This window comes from Spirosoma foliorum, assembly GCF_014117325.1.
Taxonomy (GTDB): Bacteria; Bacteroidota; Bacteroidia; order Cytophagales; family Spirosomataceae; genus Spirosoma; species Spirosoma foliorum.
Map to the genome: position 1 here is coordinate 3,242,581 of NZ_CP059732.1, position 15,949 is coordinate 3,258,529.

At 46.0% G+C, this 15,949-nt stretch carries 12 protein-coding genes; 9 read left to right on the forward strand and 3 right to left on the reverse strand.

All coding sequences use genetic code 11. From position 1 onward, the window contains the following. Window positions 1-80 precede the first annotated feature (80 nt). Both H3H32_RS13575 and H3H32_RS13580 read right to left on the reverse strand, forming a co-directional pair. A complete protein-coding gene (locus H3H32_RS13575) occupies window positions 81-1,610 on the reverse strand; it encodes an ATP-binding protein (RefSeq protein WP_182463221.1) in 1,530 nt (509 codons plus the stop codon). Window positions 1,611-1,613: 3 nt separating this feature from the next. After that, entirely contained in the window at window positions 1,614-2,753 is a 1,140-nt protein-coding gene (locus H3H32_RS13580) for an FIST signal transduction protein (RefSeq protein WP_182463222.1), read from the reverse strand. A 370-nt stretch (window positions 2,754-3,123) separates the two neighbouring features. Here H3H32_RS13580 and H3H32_RS13585 point away from each other — a divergent pair, with 370 nt between their 5' ends. The 3 genes from H3H32_RS13585 (at window position 3,124) to H3H32_RS13595 (ending at window position 5,532) form a co-directional block, all read left to right on the forward strand. Beyond that, window positions 3,124-4,122: a glycoside hydrolase family 43 protein gene (locus tag H3H32_RS13585; protein ID WP_240543762.1), complete on the forward strand. Its 999-nt coding sequence runs from the start codon at window positions 3,124-3,126 to the stop codon at window positions 4,120-4,122. Between the two features lie 206 nt (window positions 4,123-4,328). Beyond that, complete coding sequence (locus tag H3H32_RS13590) at window positions 4,329-4,862, forward strand: COG3415 family protein (protein ID WP_182461887.1); 534 nt, start codon at window positions 4,329-4,331, stop codon at window positions 4,860-4,862. A 4-nt stretch (window positions 4,863-4,866) separates the two neighbouring features. After that, a complete protein-coding gene (locus tag H3H32_RS13595) occupies window positions 4,867-5,532 on the forward strand; it encodes a hypothetical protein (RefSeq protein ID WP_182461889.1) in 666 nt (221 codons plus the stop codon). 67 nt (window positions 5,533-5,599) lie between these two features. On the opposite strand, the gene H3H32_RS13600 is transcribed toward H3H32_RS13595, so the two are convergent. After that, the gene (locus H3H32_RS13600; protein WP_240543763.1) at window positions 5,600-8,239 is read right to left on the reverse strand and encodes a YfhO family protein; all 2,640 of its coding nucleotides are present in this window, start codon (window positions 8,237-8,239) and stop codon (window positions 5,600-5,602) included. A 418-nt stretch (window positions 8,240-8,657) separates the two neighbouring features. On the opposite strand from H3H32_RS13600, the gene H3H32_RS13605 reads away from it, so the two are divergent. The 6 genes from H3H32_RS13605 to H3H32_RS13630 all read left to right on the forward strand — a co-directional run bounded on the left by H3H32_RS13605 (window position 8,658) and on the right by H3H32_RS13630 (window position 15,821). Continuing rightward, entirely contained in the window at window positions 8,658-9,167 is a 510-nt protein-coding gene (locus tag H3H32_RS13605) for a response regulator transcription factor (protein WP_182463223.1), read from the forward strand. 271 nt (window positions 9,168-9,438) lie between these two features. Continuing rightward, complete coding sequence (locus H3H32_RS37970; protein WP_305791900.1) at window positions 9,439-10,611, forward strand: sugar transferase; 1,173 nt, start codon at window positions 9,439-9,441, stop codon at window positions 10,609-10,611. Further along, complete coding sequence (locus tag H3H32_RS13615) at window positions 10,590-11,531, forward strand: glycosyltransferase family 2 protein (RefSeq protein WP_182463224.1); 942 nt, start codon at window positions 10,590-10,592, stop codon at window positions 11,529-11,531. Before H3H32_RS37970 ends, H3H32_RS13615 begins: the two co-directional genes overlap by 22 nt. Before the next feature lie 130 nt (window positions 11,532-11,661). Continuing rightward, window positions 11,662-13,110 (forward strand): O-antigen ligase family protein, encoded by a 1,449-nt coding sequence (locus H3H32_RS13620; RefSeq protein ID WP_182463225.1) that lies wholly within the window; start codon window positions 11,662-11,664, stop codon window positions 13,108-13,110. Then, window positions 13,107-14,237 (forward strand): glycosyltransferase family 4 protein, encoded by a 1,131-nt coding sequence (locus H3H32_RS13625; protein WP_182463226.1) that lies wholly within the window; start codon window positions 13,107-13,109, stop codon window positions 14,235-14,237. The genes H3H32_RS13620 and H3H32_RS13625 overlap by 4 nt, the downstream gene beginning before the upstream one ends. A 372-nt stretch (window positions 14,238-14,609) precedes the next feature. Continuing rightward, window positions 14,610-15,821: a glycosyltransferase gene (locus tag H3H32_RS13630; protein WP_182463227.1), complete on the forward strand. Its 1,212-nt coding sequence runs from the start codon at window positions 14,610-14,612 to the stop codon at window positions 15,819-15,821. The last annotated feature ends 128 nt before the right edge of the window (window positions 15,822-15,949 follow it).

A 15,949-nucleotide genomic window follows, 5' to 3' on the forward strand; every position in this document is an offset into this window, starting at 1 on the left:
AGTAATGTAAAATGGGTAATGAATACTAGTTCATCATTCATCATTCATCATTCATCATTCATTACTCATTATCCATTCCCCTAAATACTTACCTGTCGTTGACTATACTTGGCGATTTTATTGAATAAATCTTTGGGGTTGAATGGCTTCGTAACGTAATCATCCATCCCCACTAATACGGCCCGATCCCGGTTACTGAATGTAGCAGAGGCTGTCAGGGCAACGATCGGAACGGTGGTATTCGTCTTTCTGATTTCTGATGCTGCTGTATAGCCGTCCATTACAGGCATTTGCAAATCCATCAATATCAAGTCATATTGACCAACCAGACATTTATCGACAGCTACTTGTCCATTTTCAGCCGTATCAACCTCAATTCCCCATTTATTCAGGAATTTCAACGCTACTTTTACATTAACCGGATAATCTTCTACCAATAAAATCCGGAGTCCTTTCAACGTCTTATCATCCACCGCATCGGGCGCTACTACCGCCACAGGTGCGGTCCGACTAATTGGCAAGTTCAACGTAAACGAGAACGTAGCTCCCTTGCCCTCTTCACTTTCAACGTGAATAGCGCTGTTATATAATTCCAGTAATTTCTTGGTAATGACCAGACCTAATCCTGTTCCGCCAAACTTGCGGGTTGTGGCTGAGTTGGCCTGGGTAAACATTGTAAAAATGGCCTGCTGCTTATCGGGAGCAATACCGATTCCCGTATCCTGGACAGATACATAAATCGTTGCCATATCCTCCGTTCGATGCTCAAGCGCCAGTTCAATGGTAACGGTGCCCTGTAAGGTGAATTTAATAGCGTTAGATACCAGGTTAGTGAGGACCTGCCCAATCCGGAGTGAGTCCCCAACGAGCGCGCCCGGTATGTCATCGTCGATCATCAACCGAATCCGATTGCCTTTTTCCTGCGCTTTGGCCTGTTGTGCCCGTTTAATGTTCGACAGCAGTTGCTTGAAGTCGAAGGTAACTTCTTCGAGTTCAACTTTTCCGGCTTCGATTTTACTAAAATCCAAGATATCGTTGATAAGCGCCTGCAAATGTTCGATCGAAAACTGGAGTGTTTTCAGGTTCTCATTCATGGAAGGCGGCACTTCTTCCTGCAACATCAGGTAGGTCATGCCCACAATACCATTCAGTGGCGTACGGATTTCATGACTCATCATCGACAGAAAATCCGACTTGGCCAGCGTTGCCTTTTCGGCTTCGTCTTTAGCCTGTCTTAGTTCGGCTTCAATCGTTTTTCGATACTCAATCTGTCGTTGCAGGAAATTAACCAATCCAACCAGGTTATTCAGGTCGAAATCGGAAATAACCTCCCCCTCAGGTACTTCAATAAGCTCAATGGCTTCAATAAGCTTTTCAACTGACTGGCGTCGTTGACTAACTTCCTCCTTTAATTTCTGGTTGATTGCAGTATACTCCCGATCGTTCACTAAAGCTGAGTGCTCCAGCAATTCTTTGTCACGATCAAAATTCTGATAAGACTCATTAACCGCCTGAATAAACTGCTGGATGTGTTTATCCTGCAAGCATTCTTCTGTCAGGTGTCGATGAATCTGGCGGGATAATATCTTATGCAACTTACTTTCTTCCATAGTTTACTGCTCAGAAAGGATAGTTATAGTCATTGTTTGATTATGAAGCTCACCCGGAGACGCTGGGCCTGCCGGCGCTATCTCACCATACGAATAAAAGCCAGTCATATATGGAACGCTACCAAAAATCTCGCAGGCAACTTCTACTTCTTCTTCGGTACGTTGCCCTAACACTAACTTACGACCCACACAACTGATCAATAGGGCCAGTTCGGGAGCTTTGCCTAGTTGCGTCAGTGCGTTTTGGGCAGCGAGAGCCGATGCTTCCACCAACCGATCCAGGTTAGCCCGCATAAACCGAACACTGGCTCCCTCGGGTATATCGCCAGCAAACGTCATGCTCTTTTTGGTTTCGTCAATCGACAGAATAGTCCGTACCAATGGCTGTGAATCGGGCGTCACTCGAATTGACAATGGAAAAAGAAGCGCAGTTCCGGGTAGTCCTTCGGCGTATCGCCCTAAATAGTCTTTGTATAAATCAAGAGCATCCCGATCATCGATCTGATATAATTCATTGTAGACCGACTTGGTCACTTCGCGTTCGGGACCAAACACATCCCAACCGCCCATTGTACCGTGCCCTATTTTCAAATCAGTACCGTACAAACCAATACCAACAACTTTACCTGACACAGGATTCTGATTGACGCCAACGACTGTTCGTTCGAAACGAGGACCATCGCCAGCAAGACCGCCAATAACAGGAACTGGTCGGTTCAACCATCGATTGGTGGCGTTGGTCAGTTCACTCCCATTCACGACACCACCGTCGGATATCAGAATAATTCCCTGCAGATTTTCTTCGTCGAGGGCTTTGGCCAGTTTTTCGCCTACCTGATAGCTTTCTTTGTGATTAGTAATATCAAGCTGAACGGTTCTCACCGTTGTCTTTTCGAATTCAATGGCGGTAACAACGATCGTATCATCGTACACTTTATCGCCTATAATTTCGCCAGACGTAGAGTTAATGATGATCTGAGCTTCGGGGAACAGTTGGTCTAAGTATTGATACGGATTTGTGTTTTCCAGTATCCTTCGTTCGCCGAATGCTAACACCAAAGATGCCTTTTCTGGCAGAAATCCGGGAGTTTCAGACATAGTCTCCCAATTGCCATTCGAAAACTTCGCTTGTCTTATTTTCATATCTCTCTTTTATAACAAATGGACAAGCATAGATCAGGCCATTCTTTTACAAACAAAACTACCCAAAAAAGCAATTAAATTTACCGTTAAAAGCCAATGTCAACATTTATTTACTATTTAATAGAATATACTAACATATCTTGATTTCATCCATATAATTATATGTCTATATGGACTACTGTGGAGCGCTAATTATGGGCTACGATTGTCCTAACTATTCGTTCTTGCTAATGTATTCAATCCTTCTCTAAACTTAAATAGGCCTAATTCACCATGTACACCCCAATCCAATTTCACCTCAAACAAGGCAAAGCGCTTCTTAGCTGATTCCGTCTTATTTTTACGACTCAGTTATTAACTTATTCCGAGCATGTCCCGTTTCCACGTCTGCATTCCCATTCTTTTTTTAGCGCTTTCCTCGTCACTTTCACTGGCTCAAACCCAGAAGCCTGCGGCAAAGACTTCGGGTAATCCTGTTTTTCCGGGTTGGTACGCCGATCCAGAAGGTGTTATTTTCGGCAAAAAGTACTGGATCTACCCAACTTATTCGGCAAAGTATAACCAACAGGTGTTTTTCGACGCCTTTTCGTCGCCCGATTTAGTAACCTGGACCAAGCACAGTCGAATCCTCGACTCTACAGCTGTAAAATGGGCCAAACGAGCTATGTGGGCTCCGGCGATCATCGAAAAAGGCGGTCAGTATTTTTTATTCTTTGGGGCGAATGATATTCACGACGACAAAAAAGAAGTGGGTGGCATTGGCGTTGCGGTTGCCAATAACCCAGCGGGGCCATTCCGGGATTATCTGGGCAAACCACTTGTCGGGCAGATTCACAATGGTGCTCAACCCATTGACCAATATGTCTTTAAAGACAAAGACGGACAGTATTATCTGCTATACGGTGGTTGGGGTCACTGCAACATTGCTCGTTTGAAAGACGACTTCACCGGGTTTCTCCCCTTTGCCGATGGTACTATCTTTCGGGAAATAACGCCTAAAGATTATGTGGAAGGCCCTACCATGTTTGTTCGAAACGGCAAGTATTATTTTATGTGGTCAGAAGGTGGCTGGACAGGACCTAATTACTCCGTTGCCTATGCCATTGCCGATTCGCCATTTGGTCCATTTGAGCGGGTTGGAAAAATTCTTCAGCAAGATCCTGCCGTGGCAACTGGCGCCGGTCACCATTCGGTTATTCAGGTCCCAGGAACGGATACCTGGTATATTGTTTACCATCGGCGTCCATTAACCGAAACCGATGGCAATCACCGGGAAACCTGCATCGATCGCATGTACTTTGATGAGAAGGGCGCCATCAAGCCCGTAAAAATTACTGTCGAAGGCGTATCGGCACAGGCATTAAAATGAAATCGTTGGCTTCATAAATGGCCTTGGGAGGCCACAGAGATGCAATTTTAATTCATTAAAAAAGGTCGGCTCTGATGTAGAGTCGACCTTTTTTATGAGTTAAGCCTAATTTAAACCTATAAGGTCTGCTGTACGACCTAAAGCTATGTAGTGTATAGCGACATTTAGTTTAGTATTTTTGTTCTTTGACAAGACGGTTAACATGTATGGGACGCGCCATTGAAATGGGCCAGCGAGAGCAACTTATGGCCCTTAAACAAAAAGGACTTAGTCTGGCGACAATCGCTCAGCAACTCGACCTGCCTTTTGCTACAGTACGTAATCTGTCTGCTCGCTATAGGAGGCAGGGACATTTACAGGTTGGCTACGCCAACTGCGGCCCTAAACAACGGCGGAGCGAAGGACTTCTGGAGCGAGCTAGTCTGTGGCTCAAACGCCATCATCCTACCTGGGGAGCACCCCTGATTCACCAGCAACTGCTTCAACGCTACGGACCCCAGCGAACGCCTTCGGTACGTACCCTCCAGCGATGGTTTCGCCAGCAACACCTTACCAAGCCCCGCCAGCAGCCAGTCCAAGTTCATATTGGACAAGCGAAGGCGGTTCATAATATTTGGCAGGTGGATGCCAAAGAGAACTTAACCCTGGTCGACGGGCAGCCAGCCTGTTACCTAACGATCACCGACGAACACAGCGGAGCCGGTCTGGAAGCGTTGGTTTTCCCCCCACAAACGCATTAGCCAAGTGCCCCTTGAGCAAGTCCGTCAACGACTCATTGAGACGTTTGCCCGCTGGGGTAAGCCGGGGGCCATGCGCGTCGATAATGGCTTACCGCTAGGTGCCCCTTCGGGCCAACTTACCCCTGTCTTGGCCCTATGGCTCATTGGGATTGATGTGGATATGATTTGGAACAAGCCCCACTGCCCCCAACAAAACGGGCGCGTCGAGAAAATGCAGGACACCACAGCTCGCTGGGCTGAGATCAATAAAGCCGCCGATCTGACTGATTTGCAGCTACGCTTGCAAGCTAGCCTGGTTCTACAGCGAACTCGTTATCCCGTGCATCGGCTGGCAGGCAAAAGCCGACTGGCCGCTTATCCTACTTTGGAAACAAGTCGTCGAGCTTACAGCCCAGCCGACTTCTCCATTGAGCGTGTGTACTGTTTTCTGATGCCTAAACTTTATACACGAAAAGTCTCCGTGAGTGGGCAAATCGTCCATTTTGGCAAGGTTTACAGTGTGGGCTTATCCTTTGGCCATCAGTGGGTTCAGCTACGGCTGAGAGCTGATGGCCAAAGCTGGCAGGTTCTCTCTGACTACAAGGTGGTCAAAGAACTAGCGGCCACCACTCTGACTGAGCAATGCATCCAAAAGTTAACCGTCTTTCAAAGAACAAAACACCAAACTTAATGGCGCGAGCTTTGATCAATCTTTATGGCGTACAGCAGGTCTCAAAGACCTTATAGGTTTTTAGTCACTACCGAGTTTTTGTCCCTCCCGTCTTACGTTGTGGTGGAGTTGCTTTCGTCTGTTCTGAGGTACTAAATGGCATTTCTGGTGATGAAGGCACTACAGGAGTTGGCTCAGATACAAGTTCACTACGGCGATTGCGTCCTTCATGGAAGATAACAAAGCCAATTAACAGAATCAATAAGACATTACAGATCAAGTCAACGGTATCGCCCGTGTGCGCTAAAGGCGGATCAAACCGAAATTCAATGGTATGTTTACCCGCCGGAATACGCAAGGCCCGCAGTACATAATCGGCCCGAAGGTGTGGCGCAGGTTTACCATCGATGAATGCCTGCCAGTCCTCATCTCCCCGGTAGTAGACCTCCGAGAAAATAGCGAGTCCATCACGTGCTGCATTGGTCTGGTAAATTAACTTATCGGGGCGATAACTTGTCAGTTGAATCGTGCTACCTGTATGATCCAGCTTGCCGGGCAAATTACCCAATTCGGCCGCAAATCGTTTATCGACGACAGCCGAATCGCGGGGATTCAGCGTCTTCATGGCCGCCATTTCCTCATCGGCATTAGCTACCTGCAGTACGTTCCCAACAAACCAGGCTGCACCCAACACCTCTGGATTTGGAATAACAACGGGACCAGCCTGTTGCTGCGGATTGGCAGGGTCAGGCTGTCCAGGTTGAATAACGTACTTGGCATTCAGCATATTCAGAATATTCAGCGTATTCGATTGGAACGCATGACTAATAAGCTCATTATAGCGCCGTAATCGGGTCGTATTATAACCGCCAATTGATCGGTGGAAATACGATGTCCGGTTAGTTTCCATAAACGACCCCGTTTGGTCGAACACCCGATAATCCAGTGATTTATCCTGCAAAATCTGCTGATCGGCTGCGGTTGGCTCAAACAGAACACTGGCAACTGTTTTGGAGACAAAATCGGCACTGTTCAGGAAGCGTTTGTCAACCGAAAACAAATCAAAAACAACGATTGCCAACACCAGCGGATAGAAGATAACGGTTTTGATTTTATCGGTGATAAACAACCATACTGCCCCAGCAGCCAGTAGAATCAGGATAATAGACCGAATAGCATCGGCCCTCAGCAAACTCTGCCGATCGCTGATAAGGGCGCTCTGAAATTCCTTACCCGCTTCCCCGAAAATGCTGGACAGAATCCGGCCATCGTTTGGTGACTGAAACGAGAAAAATGCTCCACCCATTACCGCCAGTACTAAGGCAACACCCGCCGTTAGCCCCAGACTAACCAATAAGGGTTGTTTCAGTTGAGCAAAGGTTAATTTCTGATTTACAATTGTCTGAAGACCAAGAGCCGCCCCTGCTGCAATGAATAATTGCGCCAGACAGAAGGCCATCGTCATGGCTCTGAACTTATTCAGGTAAGGCAGATAATCGAACAGAAACTCATTGAAAAACAGCAGATTTTTACCCCAGGCCAGCATAACCATCAGCACCGTGGCGCTCAATAGCCACCAGCGCATCGAACCCCGAATTACGAACAGGCCCAGAATAAACAAAAACAGCAATGCTGCGCCCGCATAAGCAGGACCACCTACAATTGGCTGATCGCCCCAGTAGGTTGGCGCCCCTAGTTCGGCCATTTGCTTGGCAGCCGAAGGGTCAATACCACGGTTTACCATGGCCTTATAAAATTCAGAATCCGTTGACAGGCCCCCTCCCGATGAAGCGCCACCGGCAGCATTCGGAATAAGCAGCGTTAAGGTTTCGCCCTTACCGTAGCTATATGTAAAGGCATAATCCTTATCTAAACCACCTTTCGATTCACTACTAGGTGCCTTTCCATCAGGATTGGTTGTTTTAGCCGTCAGTTCCGACTTACCCCGAATTGTTTCTTTGGTGTACTGATTGAGAACCAGTAGCCGTTTACCGAAGCTTCCGGCCCCCAGGCCAACAGCCACGGCCAGCGTTAGCAACCCAAGTGTGAGCTGGCGACCTTTACCTGCCCGTATCAGGCTAACTCCTTCAATGAGTACATACAGGCCAATTGTCATAAATAAGTAATAGGTAATCTGTATGTGATTGGCTCCAAGTTCCATACACATAAAGAATCCCATCAGAGCAGCACCAATCCAATAGCGGCCCCGGAGCGCCAGAATCACCCCAGCCAGCATACCAGCTCCATAGGCCAGCGCAAAAAGTTTAGAAACGTGCCCTGCTTCGAGGCTGACTATACTAAATGTACCGAACCCATAGGCAGCAGCACCAAGAGCCGAGAGCCACGGATTACAGCCCAGCACGACCAGCAGAATATACATACTCAGCATCACCATAAAGATGATACTGGCCGTATTGGGCAGTATATTAACTACGGCCATCACGGCTTTATAAACCAGAATGTATGGGTAATTAAAATCGATCATGTAGCCTGGCATTCCGCTAAAAACAGCATCGGTCCATAGCGGCTTTTGCCCAGTTTGCTGAGCTATTTCGCGGATTTCGCGAGCCGATGCCGAAGCTTCCTGCACATCGTGCATCGACAGAATTTTACCGGACAAAACCGGCGAGAAATAAATGATAGCCAGTACGAGTAGCCCCAGTACGGCAATCAAGTGAGGAAGCAGAGTAGTCCGCCGATGCGGTTGGAAAAGGGTTGGTTGGTTCATAAAAGCAACGTATACATAGCCCAAAGATACGGCTTTGTACCAAAACGGATAGGATACCTACGGATTGTTGGCTATCAAAAAACTTCCTCAATTGGATTAAAATGGATCATAACTACATTAAATTACCTACCGCTTAATCAATTTTGTATTTTACTCAGTTCCCCCTCCTATGGCATGATCTTCTGTAGATGCAGGTTTCGCCGACATAGCAAAAATCTACATAAATAGATAATAGTCAATAAGTTAACAAAACAATATATCAATATTATTTAATTTAATAGACTTATTTCCCCCATGAACGAGTCGGCGCAAAAGGCAGTGGGGCATAGTTTTTTTTTACTACAAATAGTAACCGGCGATTTGGGGGATAGTCTAAAAATTCAAAATCTAACCCATAAGTACTTAAAAAATTAATAAAATGAACACCAAACACCACTTACTTGTCGTGGATGAAAATCCATACGTGGTTGATATACTTGTACAAACGCTTAGTAAAGATTTTAAAATTACAGTGGCTAGTACAGGACAAGAAGCAGCCCGTTTGTTGATCCAGGGTAATCGGTTTGATTGTGTACTTACGGAACTTGATCTGGCTTTTTTTAGTGGGCTTGAATTAACCAAGCTTATTCGAATGAGCCGATTGGCTTCTCAGACCCCTGTGGTCATTCTTTCTAACGCACCAGACAGTGCAACTCGCATAGAGTGTTTGGAGCAAGGTGTCGATGCTTTTCTGTCGAAACCCTTTAATCCACTTGAAGTCAAAGCTAAACTACATGCTTTGCTACGACGCGCCGATTCTCCTATCGAAGAGCCGCAACGGCGATTGGTTTCGATGACGGAGCAATCGGAGAACAAGCCTTTTTGGCTTCAGAAATCTCGTATTTTCTCGATGTTGTTTGGCAGCTACCTTCTTCCCCAAAGTGCGTAATTCCTGAATTGGTTGAGATAATACCTTAACGGGTATTATCCAAAACTATTCTTACTGGATCAATCAATTCGTTTAAAGCACTCGCTAACTGAATCTGAGAGAATACATCTACAGATCTGGGATTATTGTACGAAAAATTCAGATTTAATCACAACCTCTTAAGAATTTCTTAGGCTGGCGTCAGGCGTATATCCGCACGATAACGGTATACCACACAATTGTTAATGCCAGCGAATTAGAACTTATTAAAATTTCCCCAACTGAATATCGAATGCCTTCATTTTGTGTCTTATTGGTAATGGAAGACGATTTAATCGCCAACCGGCTTGCTACCATTGCTGGCGCAACCTGTTCAATCGTGCGATTCAGGTCTGGGAATGATGCCGAAAAGTGGCTAACCGATAGTCAGAAAGTAGACCTGATTATCGCGGATAAACGTTGTGGCCAGGCGATGGTCACGATGGTCCGAAACAAAGCCGACTATCGCTTAGTACCCTTCCTGATCACCTGTCGCTTCGGGGAAACTCACTTAATAAAATCAACGCTTGCTGCAGGCGTAACCGATATATTGGTCATCAACGAGGAAAACTATAAAATTCAGGCAAAACTTGATTACTATCTGGGGCTACACAGTCAGGTACAGTCTTTTCGTGATGACTCCCCCAGCCCAGTTGTCCAGCACTTTAAACTACCGCTCTGGAAACGCACTATTGACCTGAGCGTTTCGCTGATCATACTTATTCTCCTTTCGCCAGTCATGCTATTAGTTTCACTACTGATACTTCTGGACTCTAAAGGGCCTGTTATTTATAAATCAAAACGTGCTGGTGCTAATTTCCATGTGTTCGATATGTACAAATTTCGGACTATGACTGTATCAGCCGATCAACAGCTCAGTCAGTTATCGTCTCAAAATATTTACGCCCAAACCAAACCCAATGGCGAAGCCGTAAATGGTGTTATGAAGTTGTGCAGCAGTTGTCGTGAACAAGGAATTTCCTGTCAGAGCCTGCTTGTCGATCACAACAGATCAATCTGTGAAAAATTATACCTGGAAGAGTCAGAAGGCTCGGCCAAATTCATGAAGTTCCGTAACGATCCTCGTATAACTCGATTTGGCACCTTTCTTCGCAACAGTAGCATTGATGAACTTCCTCAGCTAATCAATATTCTGATCGGCGACATGTCGTTGGTAGGAAATCGCCCATTACCGCTGTATGAAGCCGAGAAATTGACTTCCGATGAATTTGCCAAACGGTTTGCTGGTCCAGCTGGCTTAACGGGCTTGTGGCAGGTGAAGAAACGAGCGAAAGGACAAGGTACAATGTCTGATCGGGAACGCACACTGCTCGACATTGAATACACAACCAATTTCTCGTTCAAGACGGATCTCGAGATTATCTGGAAAACCTTTTTCAGCTTATGGCAAAAAGAGAACGTATAGACGATAGCAGACAACCCAGCGATCAGCCGGCGCTCGTATCGATCATTACGATCAACTACAACCAGGCTGAAATAACCCGCCAGTTTCTGGAATCGGCCAAGAGCCTTACGTATCCGAACTACGAAATTATTGTGGTCGATAATGCCTCTATTCAACCATTAACGACTTACATCGATTCGACCTTATACCCTCATCTTCGGGTGATTCGGAGTGAAGAGAATCTAGGGTTTACGGGCGGCAACAATCTGGGAATACAAGAAGCGAAGGGTGACTTTTTCTTTGTTGTCAATAACGATACCGAACTATCGCCATCGTTACTCGATGAATTATTAAAGCCCTTCGGCGAAAATAAACAGATTGGGGTTACCTGCCCCAAAATAAGGTTCTTCGATGCTCCCCAGCTTGTTCAGTACGCGGGCTATAATCCAATGAATCGGTACACAGGTACGGCAACGGCTATTGGCTTTAATCAGACGGATAATGGCCAGTTCGATGAGCCTCATTCTACCTATTTCGCCCACGGTTGCGCTATGATGGTAAGCCGGAACGTAGTCGAAAAAGTTGGGCGGTTTGCCGAGCGTTTTTTTCTGTATTACGAAGAACTCGACTGGTCGCAACGGATTCGGGATGCTGGTTTTATAATTTATTATCAGCCAACAGCCTCTATTCTGCATAAAGAATCGGCATCTGTTGGGCAGAATAGCCCCCTCCGCACATACTACCTGACCCGTAATCGCATTCTGTTTATGCGACGGCACTCCTCGTCATTTCAGCGCCTTGTCTTTTACCTGTTTTTTGGGGTATGTGTGCTCCCAAAACACGTAGTCTCCTACGCTGTATCCGGCAAGATAACGCACGCCAAAGCCTTTCTCAAAGGTACCCTCTGGAATTTGACCTCAACAAGTTTATCACCGGTGTAACGCAAGGTACAAACTCAAAAAAATACAAATTGTAAGCTAATAGTCTAGTGACCCCACTTTCCTGATAGAGTCTAATTAATAAGACAACCTCTTCATCTAAGTACCAGACTTAAAGCCCAATAGTTAATTAATGAATCCTTTGTTTAACGATACGCTCTCCCCTGCAGACCAATGGCGCAACAACCGTTGGTTGCTCACATTGGTGGGCGTGTTGTGTGCCTTAACCGCTGGCTGGCTCATTGGGTCGTGGGGTACTATGGGCGTTCTGATGTCGGTTGGGGTCCCGATAGCTATCATTCTCCTGGTGGGTGTATTGCTAGAACCAAGGCTCGGCTTGCTCATTTATCTTAATCTGAGTTTTCTAATTGGGTTTACCCGCTTTCTGACTGCTGATATAGCCGTAGGTACAGGACTCGACGGGATACTGGTACTGACGTTGCTGAGTACATTCCTGAATGGGAAACGAATGGAATGGAAAAGGCTCCGTCGTCCAGCCTTCTGGGTATTGATTGTGTGGCTTTCGTTTACTATTCTGGAGTATTTTAATCCCGAGCACCCCCACCCTTCTTCCTGGTTTTACCACGCTCGTTCTTTTTCGTTAAGCTGGTTCCTGCTTGCCATTATTGTATCTGTCAACCCGATTACCAAAGGGGATATAAAGGTACTTTTTATAGTATGGCTCGTTTGGTCATTCTTTGCAGCCTTGTGGGGTTTTAAGCAGCAGTACATTGGTCTGGAACCCGCCGAACTCCGGTGGCTGGCCGAAGGTGCTGAGAAACAGCATATTTTGTGGGGCCAACTACGCAGCTTTTCGTTCTATTCCGACGCCGGTCAATTTGGTTCTGAAATGGCTGGTGTAACCCTGCTCTGCCTTATTCTATTCTTTGAAACTGACTCCTGGCTGTACCGTATTGTCTACGTACTCCTGGCCATTATTCTTTTCTGGGGATTTGCCGTTTCGGGTACACGGGGTGCTTTATTCGTAATTCTAGCTGGTTTTCCAGCCTATTTCGGCCTGAAGCGAAACCCCGTTCACATTTTGCGAGGACTTATGGTGGCTGGCCCCGTACTCGCCATTCTGCTGTTCACCCACATTGGTGACTCTGTTTATCAAATCTGGCGGATTCGTTCAGCGCTGCACCCTACCGAAGATGCTTCCTTCCTGGTACGTCTTGAGAACCAGCAAAAGCTAAGAAACTTCCTGAAAGACAAACCATTTGGCGCAGGAATTGGAACCTCATCGGGCGCCGGACAACGCTTTTCACCCAATTATTTTGCCGCACAAATACCAACTGACAGCTGGTATGTTCAGATCTGGATTGAAACCGGCGTTGTTGGGCTCACCCTTTATTTATTGATGCTGGCCAGTTTTATCCTTATCGGTACCATTAAAATCTGGCAACTAAAAGACCCCTGGGTAACGACGATGATGATTGCATTGCTGGCCGAATTCACCGGTATATGCGTTGTGAGTTACACCAACCCAATTCTGGGCCAGTTTCCTACCAGTTCAATTTTATTTATCAATTCATTTCTGTTTACCACCTGCGATAGGTGGGATACCCATAAGCAAGCATGAGAATCGGAATCGAAGCACAACGTCTCCTACGACCTCACAAGCACGGCATGGACATCGTAGCGCTCGAAACGATTCGAGCACTGGCTACCTGTTCGGAGCATGAGTTCGTCGTTTTTGTAAAACCGGATGAAGATCGCGACGGATTACCTAGTTCGTCCAATATGCAAATCGTAGAGTTACCTGGAGGGCCTTACCCTGTATGGGAACAATATGCGTTGCCTAAAGCAGTCAAGCAACACGGTATTGACTTGTTACATTGCACAGCCAACACGGCACCTCTGAATTGCTCAGTACCTATTGTGCTTACCCTGCACGATATTATTTTCCTGGAAAATCAGCCTATGCTGGCAGGTAGCTGGTATCAACGATTTGGCAATCAGTATCGGCGTTGGAACGTACCCCGAATTGTAGTGGAATGTGAACGGATCATTACGGTATCTCATTTTGAACGGCAGCGTATTGTTGATCATCTACACCTATCGCCAGAACGTGTTGTAGCTATTTGGAATGCTGTTAGCGACCAGTTTAAGGTAATCAAGGATATGGAGCAAATTGAGACCGTTCGGTCGAAATATGAATTACCCAAAGAGTTTATCTTTTTCCTAGGAAATACCGATCCCAAAAAGAATGTCAAAGGCGTACTAAAAGCGCTATTAGGACTAAAAAGACAAGGTAAACTGACGCTACCTGTCGTTATTTCGAACTTGCCTACCGCTACGCTCACCGATCTTCTTGGCGAAATTGACGGGCAAGATCTGGCCAACGATATTATTTTGTGCGGCTACATTCCAAACTACATTTTACCACTGGTATATAACGCAGCCACCATTTTCCTATGTCCATCATTAAGGGAAAGTTTCGGGCTGCCTATTTTAGAAGCTATGGCTTGCGGAACACCCGTTTTAACGTCGTCGACCTCATCAATGCCAGAAGTAGCCGGTGATGCCGCTTTGTTAGTAAATCCAACATCAACCGAAGAAATGATGGCGGGCATTGATCGGCTCATCACACAACCCAATCTACGAGCCGAATTACGAACGAAAGGACTGCAACGGGCAGCCTTATTCTCCTGGAAAGCAACAGCCAATCAATTACTGACTGTTTATGCCGACTCCATGAATCAATAAGTCGTCGATTCACAACGTGAACTATCCAACTACAATTTATAGTTTGTGTGACCCCAATGAGGTTATATGTCTATAGAAAGACCTATTTGCTATAAACGCATGACACCATCGGGATCACATCAAATGGGCAAATCTAATCTTGCATGACTCTTTAAGCAGGAATGTCTACTCGATTTTCCGAGTTCTCGTTCTTATGGCGATAAGACCAAAAACTAAGTAGAATTACACGTATTTCCGAATCAGATAAACCCTTATTTTTACTCGCTCAATTCTATAGCTAATCCATAGCCACATACCACGTTCGTTAATCGCCACCTATCTAGTTGTCTTTAATGCTCTCATTTATCCGAAAGGACGCTTTTTCTTGCATACATGCAGCAGTTTGATAGTATAGTTTGTCTCGGGCAGACTACCTGGGAGGGTGATTTCCAGAAAGCGGTCGTGCAACTAATGACCGAATTTTCTGCTCGATACCGAGTTTTGTACATTGATTATCAATATACCCTGAAAGACTGGGCTATGGGTGTGGCGGGCCGTCAGGATATGCCTGTTCAGGAAGCTGTCCGGCTGAAGAACCCACTCACGAAAAAGACGTTTGCCAATGGTAGCGAGGTTTATGTGTGGACGCCCCCATTAATGCTTCCCGTCAACTGGATGTCCGCCAAACCACACGATTTGTTGGTTCAGCAAAATGTAAAGCGACTGGTTAAAGGGCTTCGACGCGTCATGCGTGAGTTAAACATGGCTCGACCGTTGGTAATTAATGGATTGAACCCGGTTTTTGGGTTGCCGATGCTTCATCAGCTCAATGAGTGCGCTACGATTTACTATTGCTTTGATGAAATAACGATTATTAACTGGATGAGTCGGCATGGCAGCCGTTTCGAGCCCGATTATCTTCGGAGCGTGGATGCGGTGGTGACTACTTCAGAGACCTTAAGACGTTCTAAGTCAGCCTTACAGCCGAATGCTTATTGCGTGAAAAATGGGGTTAATTTCGATTTATTCAATCAGGCCTACCAGATCGCTCGACAGCAACCAGCACCAGAAAAACCAATAGTAGGGTATTTGGGGACTGCGGATAATCGAATCAATCTATCGTTAGTCGAGCATTGTGTCCGTACGATGCCAGATGTTACGTTTCAGTTTGTCGGTGAAGTCCATGAACCCGGCCTTTTAAAGCTCGCATCCACCTATTCAAATGTAATTTTTACACCGCCACATCAACCAGCGGACCTCCCGCCTTTGCTGGCTCAGATGCAGGCGGCCATGATTCCGTTTGTTTGCAATGAGCATACGTATACCATTTACCCACTGAAAATCAATGAGTATTTAGCGGCTGGCTTACCTGTTGTATCAACTCCTTTTTCGCTACTTGATGATTTCGACGGGGTAATTGAGTTGGCCGACAGTCCAGAAAAGTTTGCACAGGCACTTCGCCGGGCCTTAGCAGATTCAAATCCTGAACGCGTAAATGCCCGAATCGACATGGCTAAAAACAACTCCTGGTCACGACGGGCCGAAGAATTTGAAGCTGTTATTCGGCAAGTGCCCAACGCCTGGGCTAAAGAAGCTGTTCTGTAAAGTTATTTTTAACACAGAGGCACGGAGAACACAGAGATTGATTATTAACTCTGTGTTCTCCGTGTTAGTATTAGCGTGGTGTCGGTTTCTCAAAACCGACATTTTCGCGTCAGCAACAGTGTCAGTTT